Source organism: Finegoldia dalianensis (genome assembly GCF_046255015.1).
In the GTDB taxonomy this organism is placed as follows: domain Bacteria; phylum Bacillota; class Clostridia; order Tissierellales; family Peptoniphilaceae; genus Finegoldia; species Finegoldia magna.
The window spans coordinates 166,974-193,473 of the sequence record NZ_JBDLBQ010000006.1 but is presented as its reverse complement, the minus strand read 5'-3'; the positions used below and the strand labels follow the sequence as shown (position 1 = coordinate 193,473).

General features: G+C 33.0%; 25 protein-coding genes and 1 tRNA gene. 2 read left to right on the top strand and 24 right to left on the bottom strand.

From position 1 onward, the window contains the following. The 17 genes from ABDJ34_RS07840 to glmU form a co-directional block, all read right to left on the bottom strand. The coding region (locus ABDJ34_RS07840) for a GTP-binding protein (RefSeq protein WP_242430447.1) at positions 1-214 on the bottom strand (214 nt) is incomplete at its 3' end. Positions 215-227: 13 nt separating this feature from the next. Beyond that, positions 228-2,315 (bottom strand): elongation factor G, encoded by a 2,088-nt coding sequence (gene fusA / locus ABDJ34_RS07835; protein WP_274983783.1) that lies wholly within the window; start codon positions 2,313-2,315, stop codon positions 228-230. 28 nt (positions 2,316-2,343) lie between these two features. Next, complete coding sequence (rpsG, locus tag ABDJ34_RS07830) at positions 2,344-2,814, bottom strand: 30S ribosomal protein S7 (RefSeq protein WP_002835373.1); 471 nt, start codon at positions 2,812-2,814, stop codon at positions 2,344-2,346. A gap of 109 nt (positions 2,815-2,923) precedes the next feature. After that, entirely contained in the window at positions 2,924-3,337 is a 414-nt protein-coding gene (gene rpsL, locus ABDJ34_RS07825) for a 30S ribosomal protein S12 (RefSeq protein WP_002835374.1), read from the bottom strand. A gap of 131 nt (positions 3,338-3,468) precedes the next feature. Next, on the bottom strand, positions 3,469-4,317 hold the full coding sequence (locus tag ABDJ34_RS07820; RefSeq protein WP_002838543.1) for an ABC transporter ATP-binding protein: 849 nt from the start codon (positions 4,315-4,317) through the stop codon (positions 3,469-3,471). Continuing rightward, positions 4,317-6,761 (bottom strand): ABC-2 family transporter permease, encoded by a 2,445-nt coding sequence (locus tag ABDJ34_RS07815; protein ID WP_412701951.1) that lies wholly within the window; start codon positions 6,759-6,761, stop codon positions 4,317-4,319. The genes ABDJ34_RS07820 and ABDJ34_RS07815 overlap by 1 nt, the downstream gene beginning before the upstream one ends. A 10-nt stretch (positions 6,762-6,771) precedes the next feature. Beyond that, positions 6,772-7,056: an isoleucyl-tRNA synthetase gene (locus ABDJ34_RS07810; RefSeq protein ID WP_412701950.1), complete on the bottom strand. Its 285-nt coding sequence runs from the start codon at positions 7,054-7,056 to the stop codon at positions 6,772-6,774. A 107-nt stretch (positions 7,057-7,163) separates the two neighbouring features. Then, entirely contained in the window at positions 7,164-7,967 is an 804-nt protein-coding gene (locus ABDJ34_RS07805; RefSeq protein ID WP_412701949.1) for a metallophosphoesterase, read from the bottom strand. A gap of 45 nt (positions 7,968-8,012) precedes the next feature. Next, positions 8,013-8,088, bottom strand: a tRNA-Lys gene (locus ABDJ34_RS07800). 102 nt (positions 8,089-8,190) lie between these two features. After that, positions 8,191-9,390, bottom strand: coding sequence for a diphosphate--fructose-6-phosphate 1-phosphotransferase (locus tag ABDJ34_RS07795; protein ID WP_094224497.1), 1,200 nt, complete (start codon positions 9,388-9,390; stop codon positions 8,191-8,193). A 26-nt stretch (positions 9,391-9,416) separates the two neighbouring features. Beyond that, positions 9,417-10,298, bottom strand: a complete 882-nt coding sequence (locus ABDJ34_RS07790) for a YitT family protein (protein WP_110058752.1) — start codon at positions 10,296-10,298, stop codon at positions 9,417-9,419. Continuing rightward, positions 10,298-10,792, bottom strand: a complete 495-nt coding sequence (locus ABDJ34_RS07785) for a hypothetical protein (RefSeq protein WP_412701948.1) — start codon at positions 10,790-10,792, stop codon at positions 10,298-10,300. Before ABDJ34_RS07785 ends, ABDJ34_RS07790 begins: the two co-directional genes overlap by 1 nt. Before the next feature lie 67 nt (positions 10,793-10,859). Next, on the bottom strand, positions 10,860-11,150 hold the full coding sequence (locus tag ABDJ34_RS07780; RefSeq protein ID WP_002835383.1) for an HU family DNA-binding protein: 291 nt from the start codon (positions 11,148-11,150) through the stop codon (positions 10,860-10,862). Positions 11,151-11,264: 114 nt separating this feature from the next. After that, positions 11,265-12,230 (bottom strand): peptidylprolyl isomerase, encoded by a 966-nt coding sequence (locus ABDJ34_RS07775; protein ID WP_412701947.1) that lies wholly within the window; start codon positions 12,228-12,230, stop codon positions 11,265-11,267. 11 nt (positions 12,231-12,241) lie between these two features. Continuing rightward, positions 12,242-15,748 carry a transcription-repair coupling factor gene (gene mfd / locus ABDJ34_RS07770; RefSeq protein WP_412701946.1) on the bottom strand — a complete coding sequence of 1,169 codons (3,507 nt, stop codon included), beginning with the start codon at positions 15,746-15,748 and terminating at the stop codon, positions 12,242-12,244. Then, a complete protein-coding gene (gene pth / locus ABDJ34_RS07765; protein WP_412701945.1) occupies positions 15,745-16,317 on the bottom strand; it encodes an aminoacyl-tRNA hydrolase in 573 nt (190 codons plus the stop codon). Before pth ends, mfd begins: the two co-directional genes overlap by 4 nt. A gap of 15 nt (positions 16,318-16,332) precedes the next feature. Next, positions 16,333-17,697, bottom strand: coding sequence for a bifunctional UDP-N-acetylglucosamine diphosphorylase/glucosamine-1-phosphate N-acetyltransferase GlmU (gene glmU, locus ABDJ34_RS07760; RefSeq protein WP_412701944.1), 1,365 nt, complete (start codon positions 17,695-17,697; stop codon positions 16,333-16,335). A gap of 130 nt (positions 17,698-17,827) precedes the next feature. Here glmU and ABDJ34_RS07755 point away from each other — a divergent pair, with 130 nt between their 5' ends. Both ABDJ34_RS07755 and ABDJ34_RS07750 read left to right on the top strand, forming a co-directional pair. Next, positions 17,828-18,949 (top strand): FAD:protein FMN transferase, encoded by a 1,122-nt coding sequence (locus tag ABDJ34_RS07755; protein ID WP_412701943.1) that lies wholly within the window; start codon positions 17,828-17,830, stop codon positions 18,947-18,949. A gap of 93 nt (positions 18,950-19,042) precedes the next feature. Then, positions 19,043-19,543 carry a hypothetical protein gene (locus ABDJ34_RS07750; protein WP_227905520.1) on the top strand — a complete coding sequence of 167 codons (501 nt, stop codon included), beginning with the start codon at positions 19,043-19,045 and terminating at the stop codon, positions 19,541-19,543. Between the two features lie 120 nt (positions 19,544-19,663). On the opposite strand, the gene sufU is transcribed toward ABDJ34_RS07750, so the two are convergent. The 7 genes from sufU to ABDJ34_RS07715 form a co-directional block, all read right to left on the bottom strand. Further along, the gene (sufU, locus tag ABDJ34_RS07745; RefSeq protein WP_002835395.1) at positions 19,664-20,119 is read right to left on the bottom strand and encodes a Fe-S cluster assembly sulfur transfer protein SufU; all 456 of its coding nucleotides are present in this window, start codon (positions 20,117-20,119) and stop codon (positions 19,664-19,666) included. After that, positions 20,106-21,356, bottom strand: a complete 1,251-nt coding sequence (locus tag ABDJ34_RS07740) for a SufS family cysteine desulfurase (RefSeq protein WP_412701942.1) — start codon at positions 21,354-21,356, stop codon at positions 20,106-20,108. The genes sufU and ABDJ34_RS07740 overlap by 14 nt, the downstream gene beginning before the upstream one ends. Further along, positions 21,346-22,395, bottom strand: a complete 1,050-nt coding sequence (locus tag ABDJ34_RS07735) for a SufB/SufD family protein (protein ID WP_227905523.1) — start codon at positions 22,393-22,395, stop codon at positions 21,346-21,348. Before ABDJ34_RS07735 ends, ABDJ34_RS07740 begins: the two co-directional genes overlap by 11 nt. Before the next feature lie 9 nt (positions 22,396-22,404). Next, on the bottom strand, positions 22,405-23,817 hold the full coding sequence (gene sufB, locus ABDJ34_RS07730) for a Fe-S cluster assembly protein SufB (RefSeq protein WP_412701941.1): 1,413 nt from the start codon (positions 23,815-23,817) through the stop codon (positions 22,405-22,407). Then, positions 23,817-24,566 carry a Fe-S cluster assembly ATPase SufC gene (gene sufC, locus ABDJ34_RS07725; protein WP_412701940.1) on the bottom strand — a complete coding sequence of 250 codons (750 nt, stop codon included), beginning with the start codon at positions 24,564-24,566 and terminating at the stop codon, positions 23,817-23,819. Before sufC ends, sufB begins: the two co-directional genes overlap by 1 nt. 116 nt (positions 24,567-24,682) lie before the next feature. Further along, on the bottom strand, positions 24,683-24,958 hold the full coding sequence (locus ABDJ34_RS07720; protein ID WP_154272994.1) for a hypothetical protein: 276 nt from the start codon (positions 24,956-24,958) through the stop codon (positions 24,683-24,685). Between the two features lie 202 nt (positions 24,959-25,160). Further along, entirely contained in the window at positions 25,161-26,363 is a 1,203-nt protein-coding gene (locus ABDJ34_RS07715) for a S1C family serine protease (RefSeq protein WP_412701939.1), read from the bottom strand. Positions 26,364-26,500 lie beyond the last annotated feature (137 nt).

Here is a 26,500-nt window from a genome sequence, read left to right as displayed (position 1 = left end):
CGTATTCTACGTGAGAAGTGTTGATTGTGATTCCTCTTTCTCTTTCTTCTGGTGCTTTGTCGATGTTAGCGTAGTCTACGAATTCTCCTGAGCCCATTCTCTTGTTTAATACAAGTGTTACGGCTGCTGTTAATGTTGTTTTACCGTGGTCAACGTGACCTATTGTACCAATGTTAACATGTGGTTTTGTTCTTTCAAATTTAGCTTTACTCATTTATATAAGCCTCCTATTTATTATTCTTTTTTCCTATTACTTCTTCTGCAATCGAGTTCGGAACTTGTTCATAATGATCCATTTGCATTGAATATGTTGCACGACCTTGAGTTTTTGATCTTAAGTCTGTTGCATATCCAAACATTTCTGCCAATGGAATGTACGCATCTAATACGTGTACACCATTTTTAGGATTCATACCGTCAATCTTACCTCTTCTTGATGAAACGTCTCCCATTACATCTCCCAAATATTCATCTGGAGTTGTGATTTCAACTTTCATTGTTGGTTCCAATAAGATTGGTTTTGCTTTAGCAACTGCTGCTCTGAAGCCCATTGAACCGGCAATTTTGTATGCCATTTCTGATGAGTCGACATCGTGGTAAGAACCGTCTAAAAGAGTAATCTTCATATCAAGCATTGGATATCCACCTAAGATACCTGTTTGAGCTGCTTCTTCAGCACCTGCTTGAACTGATGGAATGTATTCTTTTGGAATAGCACCACCGACAATTGCGTTAACAAATTCGATACCATTTGCTTCTTCAGGGTTTTCGATTGGTTCAACTCTAAGAGTACAATCACCGTATTGTCCACGTCCACCTGATTGTTTAACGTATTTTCCTTGAGCTTCAGCTGCTTGAGTGATTGATTCTCTGTAAGCAACTTGTGGATTACCAATGTTAGCTTCTACTTTGAATTCACGTAAAAGTCTATCAACGATAATTTCAAGGTGAAGTTCACCCATACCAGAGATTATAGTATCGCCAGTTTCTTCATCTGTATATGTTCTAAATGTTGGGTCTTCTTCTGCAAGTTTTGCAAGAGCAATACCCATTTTTTCTTGACTTGCTTTTGTTTTAGGTTCGATTGCTACAGAAATTACTGGATCTGGGAATTCCATGTTTTCAAGGATAACTTCGCTATCCATATCGCATAAAGTGTCCCCGGTTGTTGTATCTTTTAATCCGATAATAGCTACGATGTCTCCAGCGTATGCTTTATCAATTTCTTCACGCTTGTTTGCGTGCATCATTAAGATACGACCAATTCTTTCTCTCTTACCTTTTGTTGAGTTGTAAACATAGCTTCCTGATTCAACAGTTCCTGAGTAAATTCTTGTGAATGCAAGTTTACCAACGTATGGGTCTGTTGCGATTTTGAATGCTAATGCTGCAAATGGTTCTTCATCTGATGATTTTCTTGTAGTTGGTTCATCAGTTTGAGGATCCACACCTTTGATGTCTGGTACATCAATTGGTGCTGGCATATAATCAACGATAGCGTCCAATAATGGTTGAACACCTTTGTTCTTATATGCAGAACCACAAAGTACTGGGTTCATTGCGTTAGCAATTGTTGCAGTTCTTATAGCTCTTTTGATTTCTTCTTCAGTTAATTCTTCACCTTCAAGGTATTTTTCCATTAACTCTTCATCGTGTTCTGCTATGTTTTCTAATAATTCTGCTCTATATTTTTCAGCTACTTCTACTAAGTCACTTGGAATATCTTCAACAGTGAATTCTGTTCCTAGTTCGTTTTTGTAGATATTAGCCTTCATTGTAATAAGATCAACTACACCTACGAATTTATCTTCAGCTCCGATAGGAATTTCGATAGGTACAGCATTTGCTCTCAATCTTTCTCTAATAGTGTCAACAGACATAAAGAAATCAGCGCCTGTTGCGTCCATTTTATTGATGAAGCAAATTCTTGGTACTCCATATTTATCAGCTTGTCTCCAAACAGTTTCTGATTGTGGTTCTACACCGCTTTTCGCATCGAATAAAGCAACTGAACCGTCAAGAACTCTAAGAGATCTTTCTACTTCAACTGTGAAGTCAACGTGACCCGGTGTATCGATGATATTGATTCTGTTACCTTTCCAGAAACAAGTTGTTGCTGCAGAAGTAATTGTAATACCTCTTTCTTGTTCTTGAACCATCCAGTCCATTTGAGCGGCACCGTCGTGAGTGTCCCCAATTTTATGGATTTTACCTGAATAGTATAAAATACGTTCAGTAACTGTCGTTTTACCGGCATCAATATGGGCCATTATACCAATGTTTCTTGTATCTTTTAATGAAACTTGTCTAGCCATTTTTTCTCCTTACTTACTTTCCGATAGATTAGTATCTATAATGTGCAAAAGCCTTATTAGCTTCAGCCATCTTGTGTACGTCTTCTCTCTTCTTAACTGATGCACCAGTGTTATTAGCTGCATCCATGATTTCTTTAGCTAACTTTTCAACCATAGTTTTTTCACCACGAGCTCTTGTATAAGTTGTTAACCATCTCAAACCTAAAGTTTGTCTTCTTTCTGGTCTAACTTCGATAGGAACTTGGTAGTTAGCTCCACCTATTCTTCTAGTCTTAACTTCTAAGATAGGCATAATATTGTTCATTGCTTTGTAGAATACTTCAAGAGCGTCTTCTCCTGTAGTTTCTTTGATAATATCAAAAGCACCATAAACAATTTTTTGGGCAGTACCTTTTTTTCCGTCTAACATAATGTTGTTGATAAGCTTAGTAACTGTCTTATCATCGTAAACTGGATCTGGCATTACCTCTCTTTTTTGAACATGTCCTTTTCTTGGCACTTCGCTTCCCTCCTTACTATTTAGTATTTCTCAGGTACTCGAATTACATCGCTGTGCTATAAATGTATATTAAAATCTTTTATTCACACTAATACCTTTTGTTTTTGTTTTATTTCTTTGGTTTCTTAGCACCGTACTTTGAACGACCTTGCATTCTGTTTTGAACAGCTGCAGTATCCAAAGCACCTCTGACAATGTGGTATCTTACCCCTGGTAAGTCCTTTACTCTACCACCTCTGATTAATACAACACTGTGTTCTTGTAGGTTGTGTCCGATACCTGGAATGTAAGATAAAACTTCCATACCATTAGTTAAACGAACTCTGGCAACCTTACGAAGTGCTGAGTTAGGCTTTTTAGGAGTCATAGTTCTTACTGAAGTACATACGCCTCTTTTTTGAGGTGAGTTAGCTTCTGTATAGCTTTTTTTGATGCTGTTGAAGTTACGACTCAAAGCTGGTGAATCAGATTTGTAAGTTTTAGATTTTCTTCCTTGTCTTACTAATTGATTAATTGTTGGCAAATTTTCCACCTCCTGAAATTATTTTATGCATAAAAAAAGAATATACAAGATATTCTTATTTATCCTTGTATATTCTATCATTAACATTATGATATGTCAAACAAATTCTTAGTTTTTTGCATATTTTTATTTTAAATTCCGAAAATTTCTTTGTATCGTTCTTGAGAAGTTTTCGAACGTCTTTTGATATCCAAAATCTCAATATTATTTTCTATAATAATAGACAAAATATCATTAATACTATTGTTGTTTAAGCTTATCATATTTTTGTCCATATTAAAACCCTTTGATTTCAAAACAGATGATAATTTTTCGTTATCGTTTGAAATAATCTCTATGAATTTTTCATTTTCCAAAACTTCTTCCAAAATTTTCCCGTCTTTTAAGAACAAAATATTATTGGTTATTTCATCGATATCGTTTAAAGAGTGACTGGATATTAAAATCCCCTGTCCATCTTTTGCTTTCTTCTTTATAAGAGCCATCATCTTTATAACACTAGTTGGATCAAGACCAGAAAGCGGTTCATCAAGCAATATAATATCTCTTTGTGGCAAGAAATCCATCGCAAGCATCAGCTTCTTTTTCATACCTAATGAATACGAACCAGTCTTGCTTTTTACAAAACTTTCAATTCCTATTTCTTTGATAACCCTATCCACATCATCCTTGGTTCTTTTATAGACATTTTTGATATAGTTCAAATAATCCATGCCGTACAAGTTTTCATCCAAGATTTTCTCATCTTTGAAAAAAGAAATATGATTAAAAATCTTCTCATCTTTAAACTCTTTGCCGTCTACCAAAACTTGTCCGCCATCTCTTTTGAGAAGATTGGTCATAGTATTCATCAAAGTAGTCTTACCAGAGCCATTCGGCCCTACCAAAGCTTTGATTTGTCCTTTTTCAATACTAAAAGATATATCGTGAAGTATCTTTTTCTTTCCGTAACTTTTTTCAATATTTACTACTTCTAACATTATTTCCTCCTGCCAAATGAAACTCTGCCCAATACATAAAACAATATTGAACTAATCACAAGAACTACAACAGCCATCACCATAGTATAAGAATTCTGTCTTATCAACGCCGACAAAAATCCCGTAGATACAAATCCCGAATCCACATAGTTAAATGGAATAAATGATCCGATTACCCCCATGTATTTAATTGCAGTAAATGGAATTATCAATGCAATTATGGATATTAATATAGTAAATAGTTTGTTAGTAGCAGTGTACATAGAATTTACAAACATACTGATAAATATCGTAAACAACACAGTTATTGTAAAAGATTCTAGTATATACACGAGAAATGGGCCGACACTTGAATAAATTATTCCACCGTCCACAATATAGTTAATAATCGGAAAATCACTGTCTCCAAATCCACCCATCATACCTCCAGCTAAGAATAATATCAATGCTGCAACGATGTTTATACCAATAGCATATATTACGCTTTCTATAATCTTAGACTTGTAAGATTTTGTTCGACTTACAGGAAGTACCGATTTAAGTTCAAGCTGCTTATTCGATTTTATAATAGTAGATGTGAACAGCAATAGTGCAAATACAATCAACACTACATTTAATTTAAGATAGAAGTAATCGTGTAACATCGCAAAAGCATTAGTTCTCTCTGATATACCATGAGTAATGTAGTAATTGATTTTAGGCAAAGTTCCCTTGAAACTATCCACATCAAAAGGATTATAATCAATTCCTAATTCCGGAATATAATATTTGTCAGTTGGCATAATGTTATTGGCTATCATGTATTTTTGTTTGAAGAAAGCTCCTTCAAGAGCAAAATCGTTGAATAAATCCACCATTCCAGTTGTTTTAGTGCCTATTCCTTGATAATATATATCATTAAATTTAGTTACTCTTTCCTTGTTCATATTGTTGAACTTTTGGGGAGATTTGTATCTATTTTCGTAAGCTTCGAGGTATCGGTTCTCCTTTTGATAAAATTCCAAAGAATCTGAATAAGAATCTATCATTACATTTGCTCTTTTGCTATTGCCGTATTTTGCCTTAATCTCATCAATCTCCCTATATGTCCAATTTTCATCAGTAGAATTATGATCGTTATAGTTTTTAGTTTGAGTAGAATTAAAATTGTGCCAATTGTTTTGTAAGCAGATATTTCCAACTAAAATAGCACACACGACAAACAATATCAAAAATCCATTAAATGATAGAACACGGTTTTTCATGGAACCTTTTAAGTTGAATACATTTCGGTCTTTGTATGTATCATGTGATGTGAATTCTTTTCTTCTGTTCAAAAAAATCGTGCCTATAGCTGTTATCAAAAGCATAAACACTGTAGCAAACACAGGTTTTAACGAAAACGACTTAAACAAGCTTAGAGGATTGTATGCATGATTGAAGAAATTAAAATCAACCAATAGCAAACTCATTATTAAAACCAAAGTAAAATATTTTGCTTTGGTATTTTGTATAAGTTTATCAACAAAAGAAAATGCAAATCCAAACGCCATAGTGATTAACGCAAAAGGAAATACACTCTTAAAAAATGTAGACAAAGGCGTTCTCATAACGTATGAGTATTCGTGTATCGAACCAACTCTGTCCTGAACAGTCCTAATAACAAATGTAGAATCGTAGTGATATGTTAAATCGCCCACGCCATTTCCAGTTATTAAAGATGCCACAAATACTGTCAACAATGAAATGAAAATGTACATCACAATCATACACATAATAATACCAAAATCGTTCGCTACATCCTTGATTTTGGAATTCGAAGTGACGGAAGTTATATCATCTTCTCTCATTGCAAAAATCATCACAAAACCTAGTAGAATTATCGGCACAGCTCCAAAAATCACACCAGCTTCATCAAATATCACTTTGCTGAAACTGTGATTGTCATTCTCGTCAATCAATCTATCTTCTACGGAGTTTCTCTCTTTCAAGAAATTTATGTAGCCTTCTCCATTCAGTACAGCTCTCCTGAGCTCCTTAGGATTATCTATGTTCTCGTCTGTATTGTACTTATTATTCAGAGCATCCAATTCATTAGTGTACTTTATGATATCCTTTTCATTGTAATTTGATTTGTTATACTTGTAGTTTTCGTCAAGCCCATGAGCTTTCATCAAGTTTTGTAGTATATTTTTCCCTTCAATTAGATATGCTTTGTGGTTTTCGTAGCTCTCCTTATCTGGTTCCTCTGGTGTTATTTTCTTCCAATCAGTTTTTTTGATGACGACTTCATCCCAACTAATGTCATGAGAAATGGACATATGATTTGAACTAAGAAAATCAAAAGCATGGTTGGTTGTATTAAAATGTAGAAAAAAAGCAACAATTCCCATAGTTATAGAAAACAGAATCAAAAATGGAATCAGCCTGTATCTGTATAATTTTTTTAGTTTGTAAGTAAACATTTTTGTCTCCTTATTGTTTCTTTAAATTCCCAGAGTATCTGTAATACAACCTACCCTCTTCTTCATAGTATGGACGTATTGATTTTTTCAGTACTCCCTTATAGCCAGATTTTTCATATTCCATTTCTCCGCCTACATTTTCATGTGATACTGAAATGTACTTAAAATCATCATCGACTTCTATCCCTGAACTCGAAATCGTTTCTGATTTTTTTACAAGACTAGCATTAAGTCCAGCTATTACAACAAATACTACTGCGATTGTTGCAATTAGCTTTTTCATTGTGTATTTCATATTGTCTCCTTTCGTTGTCAAGTTATAAATATATTTATTACTCTTTAATTATATTTTAACTCAAAAAAACAAAATAACAATAGTTTTCCTAGCATTGTATACTTTTCTTAACTATTGTTGATTTTTGTTAATTTTATTAAATTAATTTCCGGTCGATTAAATATCCTTGGAACTACGGTCTTTTCCTTGGCTAGTCCACGTGACACTATAAGTGTATATCCATCATTGTACATTCCACCAGCATACTTCGGAAACAAACCTTGTCCCGGCGATATAACTCCATTTAAGATATAAGGAATCCTCCATTGTCCACCGTGAGTGTGACCCGATATCATCAAATCGAAATTTTTCAGATTTTTCTTGAAATAATAATCTGGTTTGTGAATCAAACATATATTAAAATTTTCTGAATTCAAATTCTCATCTAATATGTCTAATTCATTCTCATAATCGTCCAAGATTTCTCCAGATGAATCGTCCACTCCGATAAGTTTAATATTCTTCGATAAGAACACTTCTTCATTATCTAGAATTTGTACATTATATTTTTTGATTGTCTCATCTATTTCTACCAGATTTTCTATTCTTTTTTCGTGATTTCCGTGAACGTAGTATATCTTTTTGCCCAGTTGTTGCAATTGTTCCAATAATTCAAATGCTTTTTTGGGTTTTAATTTGTCATCTACAATGTCTCCACCCAACAAAATGACATCACAATCGACGGATTTTATTTTATCTATTAATTTCTTTTGATTTATTCCATAATCGCATGAATGAAGATCCGATAAGAATAATATGTCCATATCACGGTCAATCTTTTCAGATTTTATTTCGTATTGTACTATGTTTATTTTGTACGATATCGATATTAATAAAAATAATAATATCAATGCGGATACAATTAAATACATTTCTCACCTCAAATTAAAAAAACCGAGCTACAAAAGCTCGGCTATTGGTGGCTCATCCGGGACTCGAACCCGGGACACCCTGATTAAAAGTCAGGTGCTCTACCATCTGAGCTAATGAACCACGACTACCTTTCTATGATAGCACAATAATATTGTTTTGTAAAGTGTTTTTTACAATTTTTTTAAAAAAGAGCAGAATTATTACCAACTCTGCTCTTTTGTTTTACAATTTCACAATATCTTCTTTGTCGAATGCAAAGTATTGTGCTATTCCATTTTTGTATTCTACGTCGATTTCTCCTTCGATTAAAGGAAGAATGTAGTCCATAAATTCGTCGTCGATTTGGAAATGGCTGTCTGTGTATTTTGGAATTATCATTTTGGTTTTGTTGGCAACTTTTTCTATATCGACAAGTTCGAATTCTGTCTTGTAAGGTTTGTTGGAAATTCTTTTGATTCCAACCATTTTACCTGAATGATTTTCTACACATTCTACAGAAAATTCTCCAACTTCAAATGATTCTTCAATGTCTGTCTTGGATGCAAATGACATATCACATCGTTGAAGTATGTTCAGTTCAATGCTTCTAATAGGCATATCGTAAATTTCTTTTAATTTATCTCTGATTATGTGAGATGGTCCTTGCAATTGTGCATGGCCGAACTTGTCTTTCTTGCCAGATGTTTTGGATATGAAATTATTGGAAGAATCTTTGATTCCTTCACTTACTAAAATCAAAATGTTGTCTGTTCTTTTGAAGTTTTCATTGATTTCCTTGACTAGGTTATCAAATTCAAATGTATCTTCACTTATATACACAAGATCTGCTCCAAGGTTACAAAGTTTTTTGGAGATTGCTCCTGCTGCTGTAAGCCAGCCAGCGTATCGTCCCATGATTTCAACAATAGTTATAGTTCTGTAGTCGTAGATTTCGACATCTTTAGCTATTTCATAGACAGAATTTGCTACAAACTTCGCTGCAGAACCAAATCCTGGAGTGTGATCTGTTCCAAACAAATCATTGTCGATTGTTTTAGGAGAACCCATTACTTTTATATCTTCGCCGATTTTGTCGATGTATTTAGATAATTGATATACAGTGTCCATTGAGTCATTACCACCAATGTAGATAAAATAATTAATGTTAAATGATTTCAAAATTTCCACGATTTTTGCAAGTTTTTCTTCGCTGTCTACTTTGTATCTGCAAGAACCCAATGCACTTGCTGGAGTGATTTTTAATCTGTTCAAATCTTCATCTGTTTTGATTTGTGCTTTCATATCTATGATTTTGGAATCTAGCAATCCTTGAACGCCGTATAAAGCTCCGTACACATTGTCAAATCCTAGCTCAATTGCTTTTTTATAACAACCAGCCAATGTTGCATTGATGGCACATGTCGGTCCACCTGATTGTGCTATTAATAAGTTTTTGATAATACCACTCCTTAATATTCTTCTCTTTCAAATCCTTTACCCAATACTTCGTATGCGTCATTTACCGTAATAAATGCACGAGGGTCAATCTTTTTCAATTTCTTCTTCAAATAAGCAACTTGTGCTCTCTTTAAAACGCAGAATATTATATCTTGTTCGTTATTCAAATAAGCACCTTCTCCGTGTAAGAAAGTGACACCACGATTCATATCTTGCATAATAATATTTGCAACTTCTTCGTTTTTCGAAGTTATTACGAAAACTTGTTTAGTTTCACCTATTCCCAATTCGATTTTATCCAAAACTCTGTAAGCTACAAACATCGAAATTATAGTATAAAATCCTTTATCAATACCATACAATGCACTACCTATAGCTATGATTACTGCATTACAAGCCATGAGTACATTTCCTATTGAGATATCTTTTTCGTTTTTCATAATAGCAGCTATGATATCCAAACCACCACTGCATGTACCAAATCTAAAAAGCGTACCCATCGACGTGCCATTTATCGCTCCACCAACCACAGCTACAAGCATATCATCCTTTAAAATAAATGGATTTGGAAGATAGTGAAACAATGTCAAATACACTGACAACACAATGGTAGAAATCGCTGCGTAGTTTACAAATTGTCTAGTTAAATACTTGTATCCAATAATCATAATTGGAATATTAAGCAAGAACACTGTAACTCCTGTAGGAATTCCAGTCATATATTGAACCAACAATCCAATACCAGTAGAACCACCACTTAGAAAGTTCTTTTGACTGAAGAAAAAGTCAATTGCAACGGCAGCCAATAAGTTAGCCAACAAAATAGAAATGATTTTCTTCTTAGCATCACTTCTGCTACCAAAATTTTTTACAAAAAAATCCGTTTTACTCATTATTTTATAAATCCTAATCTTTCTTTAATATATACATCCCATATAAACAAAGCCACAGCAATGATAACGAATGTGTATTTTTCATCCTTTACATCCAATGTAAACTTTTCGTAGATGCTGAAACCTTTCTTGTTTAATTCTATATTGCCAAAATCTAGTACATTGATATGTTTAAAATCAGAAATATCAATTACTTTGTCGTTGTCGTATTTAATAGTGTTAGACATGTCAGACTCTAATGTAAAATTGACATTCTTGGAATTTATTACGTATTTTTTGTTATTATCATAAAAAATACGTTCAACCTTCATCACGACATCTTCGTTTTCATCGTAAAATACAAAGTTTGATCCCTTGTCAAAGCTTGACCCAATGAATGCATCAAAAAACGAGGTACTATTTCCTTCCTTGTACCCAGAATAAATAAGCTTATCATCCGATAAAATTCTAAATCTATCCTTTATGTCTTTGTTAATATAAAAATCGTAAATCATAATCAATCTTTCTTTGATAATTAAAAGTTTAATAATAAAAAATCAGGCCATAGGCCTGATTTATAAACTATTTACTCTTTTTCTTGTTAACTGCTTCTTTTAAAGATTTACCAGCTTTAAATACAGGCGCATTTGATGCAGGAATTTGAATTTTTTCTTCAGGATTTCTTGGGTTTCTTCCTTCACGAGCTTTTCTTTCTCTTGATTCAAATGTACCAAATCCTACTAATTGTACTTTTTCACCTTTTGCTAATGTTTCTTCAACAGTTTTAATGAATGCGTTTAAAGCTCTTTCGCTTTCTACTTTTGATAGCTCACTTTTTTTAGCTATACTAGTTAATAATTCAGATTTATTCATCTTTTCCTCCTTAAATTTTCAAAATAGTTAAAACCTATTTTAAATACAGTATACAGTAATATTTTTTTTATTTCAAGTGTTTTGACTGGAAAAACAGCGTTTTTTTATTAAAAATTAGTAAATTTTTACGCCCATATCCTTTTTTTGTTTTTCAAATTCTTTTTGAACTTTTTCTTGGATAATTTTGTTGGAAATTGCTGTCTTAACGTTTTGTTTATTTGCATCAGTCATCTTATCTAATTCAGTAACTTTACTGTTAAGTTTGATGATGTGATATCCAAATTCTGTCTTAACAGGTTTTGAAACTTCACCTGGTTTCATTTTCTTCAATGCATCAGAAAATTCTTTTACCATTGTAGATGATAAGAAATCACCTAATTTACCAGAATTTTGCTTAGCTGATGGGTCTTCTGATTTTGCTTTTGCAACTTCATTGAAGTTCTTACCATCTTTTACTTCTTCGTAAGTTTTGTTTGCTAATTCTGATTTTGCTTTAAGCTTAGTGTCGTCCAAGTTTTTGCCCTTGTCATCCTTACCAGAGAAAAGAATGTGATCTGCATTATATTGAGTATAAGTGTCTAAATTTTTGTCAAATTCGTCTTTGATTTCTTTGTCAGATGGTTTGAAGTCTTTTTCAAATTGTTGAGAAAGTTTTTTGTTCTTCAATTGTTTTTTGATTTGTTCTTTCAAAGCTTGTTCTGTCATATTTTCTTTTTTTAGTTGTTCTTTGAATTTGTCTGCTCCACCTAATTGTTTTTGAAGCTTGTCAACTTCTGCTTGAACTTCTTTGTCAGACACTTCAATTTTTTTATCCTTCATTAATTTGTTTGCGATTTTTTCGTTAATTAGCATATCAATGATTTTAGGTTGGATTTGCTTCAAAGCTTCCTTACCTTGTTCAGTGTTAGGGTTGAAAATATCTTGTCCATAATATTGTTTGTAATCTTCCATTACCTTATCCACATCTTTTTGGTAGATGTATTCTTTGCCAATCTTTGCCACTGCTCCGTCTGGTTTTTTAGAACATCCTGTTACCATTACCATCATCACAGCTAATACAATTGCTAAAAATTTCTTCATTTTTCCTCCAATTATTTCTCATTATCCTTCAAAAGTATCGATAATACTTCGATAGGATCTCTTAAATTTTTGTCTTCAAATCCCAAAATGATTTTAGGTTTTTCTGACAAATCAAATCTCATTTCTTTCTTGTAATTTTCTGTCAAGTATTTTAATTTTTCTAATGAAATTTTGTCAGGAGAAGAAAATTGCAAGAAAAGTTCTCCCTTTATTTCTTTTATACTTTCAATGGATAATCTAGCACAAAACGCCTTAATTATAGATACATCCATAATATTAACGATAGGCTTAGGAACATCTCCAAACCTGTCGATCAATTCATCAATTATTTCAGAATAATCATCTTCATCTTGTATAGATGCGATTTTTTTGTAGATATCAATCTTTGTTTCATTCTCAGAAATGTAATCTTCGGGAATATATCCGTTGACTTTGATTTCGATTTGAACGATGTTTTTGTTTTCTGAAACAGTCTCTCCCTTAGCTTCTCTGACAGCTTGTTCCAAAAGCTTCACATACAAATCATAACCGATTTTTGCGATGTGACCGTGTTGGCTTTCTCCCAAAAGATTTCCAGCTCCTCTGAGTTCCAAATCCCTCATTGCGATTTTAAAACCAGATCCAAATTCTGTAAAGTCTTTTATTGCCATAAGTCGTTTTTCGGAAATTTCGGTCAATGATTTTTGCCCTTCATATGTGAAATAAGCAAACGAAGTTCTATCAGATCGCCCAATACGTCCCTTTAATTGATACAATTGCGACAAGCCCATCTTATCTGCATTATAAATTATCATTGTGTTGACATTTTGTATATCAAGACCTGTTTCTATAATAGTTGTGCACAATAGTAAATCATAAATTCCATCTTGGAAGTCTAGCATTACATTTTCTAGCTCTTTTTCATTCATTCTACCATGAGCTATCGCTATGTTTAATTCAGGAACCAATTCTTTCAATTTAAATTCCATCTGATCAATATCTTCTATTCTATTATACACAAAATATATCTGTCCACCGCGGTCAAGTTCTCTGATTATTGCATCTCTTATCAAACTAGGATTGTACTCTGTAACATAAGTTGATATCGGAGTTCTGTCTTCTGGTGGTTCTTCCAATAAACTCATATCCCTAATTCCCGTTAATCCCATCTGTAAAGTCCTAGGAATTGGAGTTGCTGACAGTGTAAGCACATCTACGTTTTCTCTCATAGATTTTAATTTTTCTTTGTGTCTCACACCAAATCTTTGTTCTTCATCAATTACTAATAATCCCAAATCTTTAAATTTCAAATTCTTCGACAAAATTCTATGAGTCCCCACCAATAAATCTACAAGACCTCTTTGCACATCCTTCATTATTTGTTTTTGACGTGCTGGAGAGACGAATCTACTCATCATTTCAACTCTAATCGGATAATCTCTGAATCTTTCTTTGATTGTATTAAAATGTTGCTGTGCGAGAATTGTCGTTGGAACTAAGAATGCAACTTGTTTACCGTCCATTATAGCTTTAAAACAAGCTCTGATTGCAACTTCTGTTTTTCCGTAACCAACGTCACCACACAATAACCTATCCATTGGTCTGTCAGATTCCATATCGGTTTTGATTTCTTCAATGGATCTTACTTGAGAATCTGTTTCTTCATAAGGGAATGAATCTTCAAACTCTCTTTGCCATTCAGTATCTTGAGAAAACTGATATCCTTTTAACTTGGCTCTTTTTGAATATAATTCAACCAAATCATCTGCCATTTCATCGACAGATTTCTTAGCTTTTTGCTTTGCCTTTGCCCAATCATTTCCACTTAATTTATTTAATGAAGGCTTTTTGATGTTGCCACCGCCGATGTATTTTTGGACCAAATTCATCTGATCCGTTGGAATCATCAGCCTGTCATTTGCTTTATATTGAATTACAATGTAATCTTTTTGTATTCCATTTACATCGATTTTTTCAATTCCCTTGTACTGACCAATCCCGTGATTTTCGTGTACCACATAATCATCGATATTCAAATCAGAATAATTGACAATATCCTGACCGGTACTTTTTTTCTTCTTACGTTTTCGAATTTGTTTTTCGCGTCCGAAAATTTCCTTATAAGTAATTATCAAATACTTAGGATCTTTTATTTCAAAACCATTTGGCAAATTTTTCTGAGTAATCAAAACCTGCGACGATTTGATATTTGCATTATAATCTTCAGCTTCAAGAGTTGGAATTCCATTAGTTAAGAACAAATCCTTGAGCATGTTTTTTCGTTCGACATTTGCCGCAAACACGATTTGCTTGAATCCCCTTAAACTGTTGGATTTGATATTTTCAACCAAACTGTCGATATTCTTGTTAAAGTTTGGCGCTTCCAATGTTTTAAGCTGATACATCGCATTTGATTCGATAAGTCTAGTTCTTTTGACCAAACTTGTAATGTTGACAGATTTTTTTGATTTTATCAATTTCAAAATATCGGAAATTGGAATAAGTGATTGTTCGTGCTTGGATAAAACTTCTCCTTTTTCAACCAAATACACGAAATCTTCCAAAAATCTCTTTTCTTTTTCCTTGTAAATATCATAACATCTGGACAAATCTTCAATCAGCATTATGCTGTCATCTAAAAAATAATCAAACACAGTATCATAATCTTTTTTTGTAAGAAAACATGATACCAAGTCGATTTCGTATTCCAAATCACTCCTGATGTATTCCATCAACTTTTCGAATTTGTCCTTGACATTGTCTATATTTTCTCCAAAAATCGGATGATTAATTCTTTTATCTAAGTTTTTTTGAATCGAATTGATAATAGATTCTTTTTTAGAGTCTTCAATAATTAATTCGCTGCAACTAATGATGTCGACGAACTTGCAATCTTCAATTGATCTTTGAGTTGATACTTCAAAAAATCTCATCGAATCTATCTCGTCATCGAACAATTCAATTCTAACAGGAAATCTACTGTGAACTGGGAAAATATCTACAATTCCACCTCTTATAGCAAATTGTCCCTTTGATTCGATAGTGTCTACCCTTTCGTACTTCAACACCTTCAACTTTTCTTGAAGTTCTTCCAAATTTATCAAATCAGTATCTTTGATTGTAAATGCGTATTTTTTTGCAACAGATTTTTTTGTGATTTTCTTCGTTAAAGCATCAAATGTGGTAACTATGATGAATTTTTCGTTGTTTAATAATTTGAACAACACATTTACTCTTTGATCTTCTGCATTATCGTCCAGTGATCTTGCATTGTACAAGTTAAGTTCTCTGCTTGGAAAAAATTCGCAGATATTATCTTCAATATCATTCAGATATTCTGTCAAATTTCTTGCTCTCATATTATCTTCTACAACCACTACAAGAGGTTTGTCTATGTTTTTGGATGTTGCATACACGAAACTTGCAAAAGCTTCCTTAATGACACCGTGAATGTAAATAGACGAATTATCGGATGATAAAGAATTTAAATATCCCTGAAATTCTGTGTTATCCTCGTAAATTTTAGTTAGAAAATTCATATCAAGCTTTTCCCATTGAAGTTGTTCATAGCATAATCGACATTTTCTTCTACTATTTTGATAGCCGCATCACTTGACATGTCGATTTCTTTTTTTAAAACTTCAAATTCCTTCTCGCTAAATTGTGACAACACAAAATCCTTCAAATCGTAATTGTTGTCATTTTGACCGACAGATACTTTTATTCTTGCAAAATCTTGAGACTGAATAAGATATATAATGGACTTCAACCCATTGTGAGTTCCTGCAGAGCCTTTCTTTTTTATTCTAATAGTTCCGAAAGGAATATCAATATCATCACAAATAACAATAAGATTTTCTGCTGATAAATTATAATAATTAAAACAATCCAAGATAGCTTTTCCAGAATCATTCATGTAAGTTGAAGGCTTCATCAAAATCACTTTTTCGTTTCCAATAAATCCCTCACCAATCAACGATTTGAATTTTAATTTGTTCACCTTAATATTCAATTTTTTTGCCAAATCATCTATAACCATAAATCCGGCATTGTGTCTTGTGTATTCGTACTTACTTCCTGGATTACCCAGTCCTGCGATTAAATACATATAATCATTCCATTTCTATCTTTTTTTATTATAAACCCAATCTTTTTTATTTTCTTGACGACTTCTACCAATTGAAAGTGCACCTTCTTCAACATCCTCAGTAATTGTAGTACCACAAGCAATGAAGCTGTCCTTTTTCAAAGTCACAGGAGCAATCACATTTGAATTAGAACCGACAAACACATTGTCTTCAACCACAGATCTGTGCTTGTTCTTGCCGTCGTAATTTACGAAAATTACTCCACAACCGATGTTGATATTTTCCTTCAAATCACTATCTCCAACATAAGCCAAGTGACCTGCTTTCGTTTTATTGCCAACAGTTGAGTTTTTGATTTCAACAAAGTTTCCAATATGAACATTTTCTTTCAAAACGCTGTTTGGTCTCAAATGAGCAAAAGGTCCGATGTCAGTGTTCTTTCCTACGACAGAATTTTCGATGTATGATGATTTAATAACCACGTTGTCATCGATTTTAGAATCCACGATTTCACAATCGCCCTTAATCAAACAATCACTGCCTATTTCTGTGTTTCCGTAAATTCTGCAAGGTCCAATAATCACAGTGTCCCTTCCGATTTTTACAGATGATTCTATGATTACAGAATCCGAATTAGAAATTACAACGCCTTCTTCCATGTATTTTTCATTAACTCTTTGTTTTAAAATTTCTTCACAGAAATACAATTGGGCTTTTGTATTTATCCCATAAGTTTCGTTTACATCAGAATGTTTAAAAGTTTTGATAATTTTGCCGTCATTTCTGATGATTTCGAAAATATCTGTCAAATACATCTCGCCTTTTGAATTATCTGTACCGATTTTTTCAATCGACATCTTCAACACATCGCCATTCACAATCATCATGCCGCTGTTGAATTCTTTTATTAATAATTGCTCATCGTTGCAGTCTTTTTGCTCAACGATTTTGAGCAAATTACCCTTTTCGTCCTTTACAATTCTTCCATATCCAAATGGATCGTCGATTTCACTTGTAAGAACTGTTGCAACGGAATTTTGTTGTTCATGGAAATCAAAAAACTTCTTCAACGTTTCTTGCTTTATTAGTGGAGTATCCCCCGTTAAAATAATAACTTTATCGCCGTCATTTATTTCATCTAAACATAATTTAACGGCATACCCTGTTCCATATGGATATTGTTCTCCTATATTTTGTTTTACTAGATGAATACTTTCATCTAAGTTTTCTCTTAAAATATCGTAATTATTTCCGCCGACTACTATTTTCTGATCCACAAAATCACAAGCATCCATGACATAATCAATCATAGTCTTGTTCAAAAGTTTATGTAAAACTTTTGAGTTGTGAGATTTCATTCTAGTGCCTTCTCCGGCAGAAAGTATAATAGCTTTCTTCATTATTCATCTCCTAAAAAATTATCACTACCATTATACTATAAAACAGGAATTTTTGAAGCATATAATGTTAAAATAAGTCAAAGATGTCAAATTATTTCCCAAAATTTGATATAATGTATGTGGTGATTATATGAAAAAATTTATATTAGTATTTTTAACATTAACAATGTTAGTTGGCTGTTCTCAAGAAAAAGGTGAAAATAAACCAGTTCCAAAAGATCCAGCACCACAAGTAAAAGAAAATGCTGAATCTTCATCTAAAGATTTTGAGAAACACGAAGCCACACTTTATGACAAATTTGACACAGTAATAAGATATAGTTTGTACACAAAATCTGAAAAAGAATTCAATGAGTATTCCAAGTTTATCAACGATGAATTTGATAGACTTCATAAACTATACAGCACTTACGAAAATTTTGATGGCGTGGATAATGCGAAAACAATCAACGATAACGCAGGCATTAAACCTGTAAAAGTCGACAAGGATTTGTTTGATTTAATCAAATGGTCAGTAGAAGATTATTCCAAATACAATAAGAAAACAAACATCGCATTTGGTTCTGTAACTGATTTGTGGAAACAGTACCGAGACAACGCTTTGGAAAAGAAAAAAATCGAAATTCCTTCAGCAGATGTTTTGAAAGAAAAAAATCTTCACACAAGTATCGATAACATCGTTTTGGATGAACAAAACAGCACAGTTTTCTTGAAAGATAAAGATTCAAAACTAGACTTGGGAGCCACTGCAAAAGGATATGCTACAGAAAAAATAGCTCAAGAAGTAGAAAAACGTGGACTAAAATCGGGAATTATTTCAGCAGGTGGAAACGTCAGAACAATTGGAAAACCAATTATAAAAGGAAAAGACAGCTGGGTAGTCGCAATCCAAAATCCTAATTTGAATGAAGAGCCAGACAAACAATACGTCGCAATCTTGAAAATACCAGAAACAACATCTATGGTTACAAGTGGTGATTACCAAAGATTTTACGTTTACAACAACAAAAAATACCATCACATAATTGATCCAGATACACTAAATCCAGCGGATCATTTTAAATCAGTGACAATCGTCACAAAAGATTCTGGACTTGCAGATTTCCTATCTACAACAGTATTTGTCATGAATTACGAAGAAGGAAGAAAATTGGTGGACTCTATCGATGGAGTTGAAGCATTTTGGGTATTAGAAAATAACGACATCAAATACACTGACGGCTTAAAAGATATTATGGAACTAGAACAATAGAATTATTCAATAAAATAGTATGATATTTTATTGAATATGTGGTAGAATATTATTGTTATTAAATCAAACATAAGGAGGAATTTTATGCACCCAATGATAAAAAGATTTGTGGATTCAGAATTTTTAGATGAACAACAAGCAGAATTCATCGAAAAAGCAATTGAAAACCACGAAAATATTATTATTTCAGGACATAGATCAACAGGAATCAGACAATTATTAGCTATTATGATGGGAATTGCTAAGAAACAATTCAAATCAGTTCAAGTTAAAGGATTAGAAAGCATGGACGAAGATGCTGAATACTATTTAATTCCTGGTATCGACACTGAAGAATTCGAAGATATCGTTCAAAAAGCATTCGATAAACCAAATTCTTCACTAATCACAATCAAAGAACCAGAACACCCATACTCAATTATGAAAATAATGAAAAAAGGTGGAAAAAATTCAGGAGATTACACAAAAGTTGTAAACTTCTTAGAAGCTCGTAAAATCGATGGCGTTCCATTCATGATTAGTACAACAAAAATGACTTATAATGAAAAACATGGAATCGACAAGGATAAAGTAGAAAGATTCAAAGCTTTCTAATAATTGATTAATTAAATTAAGAGATAACTCGTTGTGAGTTATCTCTTTTTTTGTTTAATAAAAAAACTGATGAAACACACGTTTCACCAGTTGAAAATTTATTATCTATTTTATTGTCTATTAATCAGGAATAAATGATCCTTCTGATTTGTCATTTTCAAGCATATCTTTTAATGTGTACCATGAAAGAACGGCACATTTTACTCTCGCTGGTAATGTGGATATGCTTTGGAAGCACACTGCATCTTTCAGAACTTTTAGTTCTTTTCTGTCAGTGATTTCTCCTTTTATCATTGAGATGAATTTGTTGCACAAATCTATTGCTTCACTTACTGATTTTCCTTTGATTACATCGCACATTATGGATGTGGATGCTTGTGATATAGCACATCCCATTCCAGTGTATGCAATGTCTTCGATTGTGTCATCTTGAACTTTTAGTTGCAATGTGATTTCATCTCCACAGCTTGGATTGTGTCCCAACTCACAATGAGTTGGATGTTCCAATTCACGTCTGTTTGATTTATCCCTGCTTTTTTCCAATATTAATTCTGTATATAAACTACCTAGTTCCAATTCTCATCAATCTCCTTACGTCTTCAAGATGTTCAATAAAAAAGTCAACTTCTTCAAATGTATTATAGAATGCAAAGCTTGCTCTGCATGAGAAATTTGTCTTCAAATATCTATGAAGTGGTTGTGCACAATGGTGCCCACTTCTTATTGCAATTCCGTAACTGTCCATAATACTTGCAACATCATGTGGGTGAGCTTCTTTGAAGTTAAAATCTAAAACTGGTGATCTATGAGTGTCATTTGTTGTGTATACATCGATGATGTCGGATTTTTGTTTAATTTTGTCATAAGCATAATCCATTAATGCTTTTTCATAATCTCTAATATTTTCTATTCCAATTTTTTCGATGTAATCTATCGCTGTTATTAATGATTTTACCGCTCCTACATCTTGTGTTCCAGCTTCAAACCTTCCTGGAGCATCCAAGTACGATGATTTATCTTCAAACACATATTCAATCATATCTCCACCATACAAGAACGGCTTTAAGTTGTTCAATAATTCTTTCTTTCCATAAAGTATTCCAACTCCCATTATGCTAAGCATTTTGTGACCTGAAAATACTAAGAAATCACAACCTAATTGTTGTACGTCAACTTTATTGTGTGGAATATATTGTGCAGAATCCACGATGCATATACAATCTTTGTTAACTGATTTGACGTATTTTATCATTTTTTCAACTTCAGGCATAGTTCCCACTACGTTTGATGCTTGTGTTATTGAGAAAATCTTCGTTTTTTCAGTGATTGTTTTCTTGAATTCTTCAAAATCCAATTGCATATTTTCTTTGTTAACATACAAATATTTTAGTTTAGCCTTAGTTTTCTTGCACACTTCCTGCCAAGTTACTAAATTACTGTGGTGTTCCATTATTGATATGACTATTTCATCGTCTTCTTTTAAATTATTAAAGCCGTACGAATAAGCTAATAAGTTCAAAGATTCAGTAGTGTTTCTAGTGAACACTACTTCTGAAGAATCTGCTGCATTTATGAATTTTGCGATTTTTTCTCTTCCAGATTCGTAAACATCTGTAGATAAAACGCTCAATGTGTGTGCTCCTCTGTGAGGATTTGCATTTTCATACTTGTAAAATTCACTTACGCTATCTATGACTTGAATCGGTTTTTGGCTGGTAGCTGCATTGTCCAAATAAACTATCGGATTTTTGTATTCTTTATCCAAATACAAAAAGTCCTTTCTTATATCTTCTACTTGTTTTTTATCTAACATCCAATTCCCTCTTTGCCATTTTTTCTCTGATGAATGAAAGAAGTTTATTTTCCAAGTTTTCGTCATCTAATCTGCTTAATGATTCGCTAAATTTGGATTCAACTATCATACTTTCAGCTACATCTCTGGATATAGCACGGTTCATTATATAAAATAGCATATCAGCATCTATCTTACCTGCACTTGCTGCGTGATTTCCTATTACATCGTCTTCTCCTGCTAAAAGTATAGGAACTGACAAGCTTTTTGCATCATCTGATAACAATACCGCGTATTCTTCTTCAGTTCCTGTGGATCCCATGGATCCTTTTTTGAAATCAAGAGTTGACTTGAAGTTTTTATAAGATGATTCTTTTAATGCACCATTTACGATACATGAAGATTTGGATTCTTTGCCGAAATGATTGATTTCATAAAGCATATTCAATGAATTATCTCCATGTGTGAAGTAAATACTGTTGATATCCAAGTTAGAATGTTTGCCATTCAAATTAGCTTTAGTATTGACATAATTGTCCTTGCTTCCTAATTCGTATTGGCTTAGGATGACGTTACTTTCTTCATCTAAGTTTAATATAACTGACTCCAATGCTGTAGTGTTCTTTTCTGTTTGAATAACAAAAACTTCCACATTGCTGTTTTCTTTAGCATTGATTTCAATTACTGAACTTCTGAATTTCTTATTGTCGTCATTGTCTCTGTAATCAAGTACAACTCGGAGGCTTGAGTTCTTTTCGGCTACAATTTTGTGAGTATCCAACAAAATATCATATTCTCTGTCAGTTACCAAATCGATAACTCCGAAATCTTTTACTTGATTTTCTTCTGTTCTATATTTTTTGAATAGATTTCCCGATTTTTCGTTCATATCCAAAGCTTCTTGGCACACACCAAAATCTTTGTTGTCTAATGATTCTACTGGATCTGAGTCTATTCTGTATTCTTTTATATCTATATCTGGAAGATTAATTTCTGTATCGTTAACTTTCAAATATTTGAAAGTTTTAAATCCCAGTTTATTGCCTTTAATTTGTTCCATATACAACTCCTATCCTATGCTTCCTTCTAATTCAAGATTAATTAAATTATTCATCTCAACCGCATATTCCATAGGTAATTCCTTAGCTATTGGTTCCGCAAATCCACGAACTACCATTGATTTTGCTTCTTCTTCTGGAATACCTCTTGTCATCAAATAGAAAATAACTTGATCATCTATTCTACCGATAGATGCTTCATGTCCCAAATCGACATGTTTGTTTCCTATTTTAACAACTGGAATTGTATCTGATCTACTTTCATTATCTAACATTAACGATTCACAACTTACTGATGATTTTGAATCGTAAGCATTTTCTTTTATGTCTACTAAACCTCTGTAAACACTGATTCCACCTGATTTAGAGATAGACTTGCTGTTTACATAGCTTGTAGTGTGAGGGGCTGCGTGAATCATAACAGCACCTGTGTCTAAGTTTTGGTCACGTCCTGCAAATGAAATACCAGTGTATTCACTGCTTGCACCTTCTCCCTTCAAGACACTTGAAGGATAAAGCATGGATACTGCTGATCCAAATGAACCAGAAACCCATTCAACCTTACCATTTTTTTCAATGATTGCTCTTTTTGAGTTCAAATTGTACATGTTACGTGACCAGTTTTCGATTGTAGAAAATCTAAGAGTAGCATTTTCTCCAACGAAGATTTCCACTGCACCAGCATGTACATTTAGTGCGTTATATTTTGGAGCTGAGCAACCTTCGATGAAGTGACAATAACTGTCATCTTCTACGATAATCATTGTATGTTCGAATTGACCTGCTCCTGGAGCGTTCAATCTGAAATAACTTTGAAGTGGGATTTTAACATCTACTCCTTTTGGAACATAAACAAATGATCCACCTGACCACACTGCATAGTGAAGTGCTGCGTATTTGTTTAATCTTGGTGTGATTGATTTTGCAAAGTATTGTTTTACAATATCTTCGTGTTCTTTAAGAGCTGTATCAAAATCTGTATAAATAACCCCTTGATCTACCAAAGATTGTTGAATGTTGTGATACACAACCTCACTATCGTATTGTGCACCAACACCGCTAAGCATCATTTCTTTTTCAGCTTCTTGAATACCTAACTTATCGAAAGTATCTCTGATTTCATCAGGAACTGTATTCCAGTCGCTTGATCTGTCAGCATCAGGTCTAATGTATGTTGTGACCTTATTCATATCAACGACACTCAAATCCGGTCCCCATTCAGGATCTTCTGAATTGTAAAATATTTCAAGAGCTTCCAATCTTTTTTCGAGCATCCATTGAGGCTCATTTTTTTCTTCTGAAATCTGTCTTACAATTTCAGGAGTCAAGCCCTCTTCAGTTTTTCTTCTAAAAGTAAATTTATTCTTGATGTCATAGATACCTCTATCCATTTCATCGACTTGAGTCTTCTTTTTAGGTGCCATTATTTCACCTCTTCTCTAATCCAATTGAATCCTTTTTCTTCAATTTGATCTAAAAGTTCGCTAGAACCTTCTTTTACAATAGTGCCATCCATGATTACATGAACGAAATCTGGCTTAATTTCTTTTAAGATTTCCTTGTGATGTGTGATTACAATAACTGAATTATTGTCATGTAAGAATTCCTTTACACCTTTTGATACAGTTCTAACAGCATCAACATCAAGACCAGAATCTGTTTCATCAAGGATTGCTAGTTTTGGTTGTAGCATTAACATTTGTAGAATTTCGTTCTTCTTTTTTTCACCACCGGAAAAACCGACATTCAAATATCTGGAAGAATATCCATGATCATACTCAAGTATATCCATATTATCTTCCAGTTCTTCTCTGAATTCTAAGAATCCTATATTTTCATCAGTTGTTGCTATTTTTGCAGATCTGATGAAGTTTTCTACACTAATGCCTGAAACTTCCATTGGATTTTGGAAAGACATAAAAATACCTTTTTTGGCTCTTTTATCTGTTGATAAATCCATAATACTTTCACCATCAAGTAAAATATCACCTGAAGTAGTTTCGTATTGTGGATTGTTCAAAATAACATTGGCTAAAGTTGATTTACCAGAACCATTTGGTCCCATAATAACGTGAACTTCACCATAGTTTATATTTAAATTTATGTTTTTTAATATTTCTTTATCTCCTACCCTTGCGGATAAGTCTTTAATAGTTAATAAATTTTTTGACATAATAACCTCCTTACAGTTATGTAATAAATATATATATAAGAGATCCTTATGTCCTACTATATTATACACGAAAAAAGCAAAATAGTTAAGCCTTTAAACAAAAACCTACTATTTTACTATGCAATTTCGTCTTCGTCTATAAATTCCGAATAAACTTCCTTGAAATTCATCGAACTGTCGAATTTTTCGCTAGACAAATTCCAATTCACAATCTCATGTAATTCTACGAATTCATGATCGTTCAAATCCTCTTGAATTAAATCTACATATTCCAAACATTTGTCTTTTAATTCATCAATGCTTTCCATTTCTATAAGAACAATATCTTCTTCATATATAGACACATCTGTCTTGTATTTCAAAATCATTTTTACAGAATAAATTTGCTTCAAATCTTTCTCCTCCTCAACACTCCCATATTTTATACTAATTAATTCATTGTGTAAATAGCAAAATCGAAAAATTTAGATTTTTTAGGCGTTTTTTAAGAATTTATTTGTTCTTGCTAATTTAAAAGCGATAGTTCTCACTACCGCTTTCAAATTTATATATTTCAAATCTCACGCAAATTAAGGAAGGAAAAAACGTGATAACTTATTTTTGTTGTAAAGTACTAAATTCAATATCTAAATCTTTCGTACTACCATCTCTATAAACTGTAATCTTGCCTTTTTGTTTTGGTCTAACTTCAAGCAATGCCTTCTTCAATGAACTCATCGTGTTTATCGCTTTGCCGTTTACTTTTGTAATGATATCCCCTCTAGTTACACCAGCTTTTTGTGCAGAAGATCCCTTGACAACTTCCACAACATAAATTCCTTTGTCTATGGATAATTTTTGACCAGTAGCTTGTTGAAACGTCTTTACATCAACTCCACTAATTCCCAACTTAACTCCTTCAAAAGAGCCCCCAGAAACTATATTATCGACAATGGTTTTTGCTACATTAATAGGAATTGTAAATCCGATTCCTTCTGCAGAAGCTTTTGCAGTATTTATACCAATTAGTTTTCCTTCTTGGTCGAAAAGTCCACCACCACTATTTCCTGAGTTTATAGCCGCATCTGTTTGCATCAAACCATCCATTTGTAGTCCATTTTGCAATGTGATTGTTCTGTCTTTTCCTGAAATATAACCACTGGTCAATGTTGATTGCAAATCCAATCCCAATGGATTACCAATAGCAATCGCCTTGTCTCCAATTTGAACCTTGTCGCTATCTCCCATTTCAACTGGTTTTAATCCAGTCATATCAGTTTTAATTACTGCAAGGTCTAGCGTTGTGTCATACCACAATAATTTTGCAGATGATTTCTTGCCATTTGTAAGTAAGACTTCGATTTTTTCTGCTTTACCATCTTGTACAACGTGTGCGTTAGTTAAAATATATCCATCTTTGCTAACAACAACACCACTTCCAACACCTTCTACAACTCTGCCTTGGAAAAACATATTTTCTTGAACACCTACAGTTGTAATACCAACTACAGAATCCAAAGATTTCTTGGCTACGGCATTTTCGGTAGACACACTATTGTTTTTTATAGAAATAGTACTACTTTCAACTTGACCATTTTTGTTAATAGTCTCAGTAATACCAGTCATATTTTTTGCTACGAAATAGCTCATAACCAAAGAATATATTAGTAAAAATATTGTGAGAGCTTTTAACCAACCAATTTTTGGTTTATTCTTAGCTATTTCTTCTTTTATCATATTTTCGACTTTTCTTTCGCTCAAGCCGTCCCTTCTTTTTTTAATGTAATCGTTGTATTCAGAGTATGGGTCTCTGTCCATATCTACACCTCCATATTTGATACTTATACTTTATCAAGCAAATGTGTTTTAACTGTGAGTAAAACAGCGTAAAAGTTTACGAAAAATCAAACTTTATATTTGACTTTCTGTAACCATTAAAAAATCCCCGTATTAAT

What these genes read in the sequence shown, in the direction of transcription:
- fusA (WP_274983783.1), bottom strand. Translation starts at nt 2,315, where the DNA reads ATGGCTAGACAAGTTTCATTAAAAGATACAAGAAACATTGGTATAATG.
- ABDJ34_RS07820 (WP_002838543.1), bottom strand. Translation starts at nt 4,317, where the DNA reads ATGTTAGAAGTAGTAAATATTGAAAAAAGTTACGGAAAGAAAAAGATA.
- ABDJ34_RS07815 (WP_412701951.1), bottom strand. Translation starts at nt 6,761, where the DNA reads ATGTTTACTTACAAACTAAAAAAATTATACAGATACAGGCTGATTCCA.
- ABDJ34_RS07810 (WP_412701950.1), bottom strand. Translation starts at nt 7,056, where the DNA reads ATGAAATACACAATGAAAAAGCTAATTGCAACAATCGCAGTAGTATTT.
- ABDJ34_RS07805 (WP_412701949.1), bottom strand. Translation starts at nt 7,967, where the DNA reads ATGTATTTAATTGTATCCGCATTGATATTATTATTTTTATTAATATCG.
- ABDJ34_RS07790 (WP_110058752.1), bottom strand. Translation starts at nt 10,298, where the DNA reads ATGAGTAAAACGGATTTTTTTGTAAAAAATTTTGGTAGCAGAAGTGAT.
- ABDJ34_RS07785 (WP_412701948.1), bottom strand. Translation starts at nt 10,792, where the DNA reads ATGATTTACGATTTTTATATTAACAAAGACATAAAGGATAGATTTAGA.
- ABDJ34_RS07780 (WP_002835383.1), bottom strand. Translation starts at nt 11,150, where the DNA reads ATGAATAAATCTGAATTATTAACTAGTATAGCTAAAAAAAGTGAGCTA.
- ABDJ34_RS07775 (WP_412701947.1), bottom strand. Translation starts at nt 12,230, where the DNA reads ATGAAGAAATTTTTAGCAATTGTATTAGCTGTGATGATGGTAATGGTA.
- mfd (WP_412701946.1), bottom strand. Translation starts at nt 15,748, where the DNA reads ATGAATTTTCTAACTAAAATTTACGAGGATAACACAGAATTTCAGGGA.
- pth (WP_412701945.1), bottom strand. Translation starts at nt 16,317, where the DNA reads ATGTATTTAATCGCAGGACTGGGTAATCCAGGAAGTAAGTACGAATAC.
- glmU (WP_412701944.1), bottom strand. Translation starts at nt 17,697, where the DNA reads ATGAAGAAAGCTATTATACTTTCTGCCGGAGAAGGCACTAGAATGAAA.
- ABDJ34_RS07755 (WP_412701943.1), top strand. Translation starts at nt 17,828, where the DNA reads ATGAAAAAATTTATATTAGTATTTTTAACATTAACAATGTTAGTTGGC.
- ABDJ34_RS07750 (WP_227905520.1), top strand. Translation starts at nt 19,043, where the DNA reads ATGATAAAAAGATTTGTGGATTCAGAATTTTTAGATGAACAACAAGCA.
- ABDJ34_RS07740 (WP_412701942.1), bottom strand. Translation starts at nt 21,356, where the DNA reads ATGTTAGATAAAAAACAAGTAGAAGATATAAGAAAGGACTTTTTGTAT.
- ABDJ34_RS07735 (WP_227905523.1), bottom strand. Translation starts at nt 22,395, where the DNA reads ATGGAACAAATTAAAGGCAATAAACTGGGATTTAAAACTTTCAAATAT.
- sufB (WP_412701941.1), bottom strand. Translation starts at nt 23,817, where the DNA reads ATGGCACCTAAAAAGAAGACTCAAGTCGATGAAATGGATAGAGGTATC.
- sufC (WP_412701940.1), bottom strand. Translation starts at nt 24,566, where the DNA reads ATGTCAAAAAATTTATTAACTATTAAAGACTTATCCGCAAGGGTAGGA.
- ABDJ34_RS07715 (WP_412701939.1), bottom strand. Translation starts at nt 26,363, where the DNA reads ATGGACAGAGACCCATACTCTGAATACAACGATTACATTAAAAAAAGA.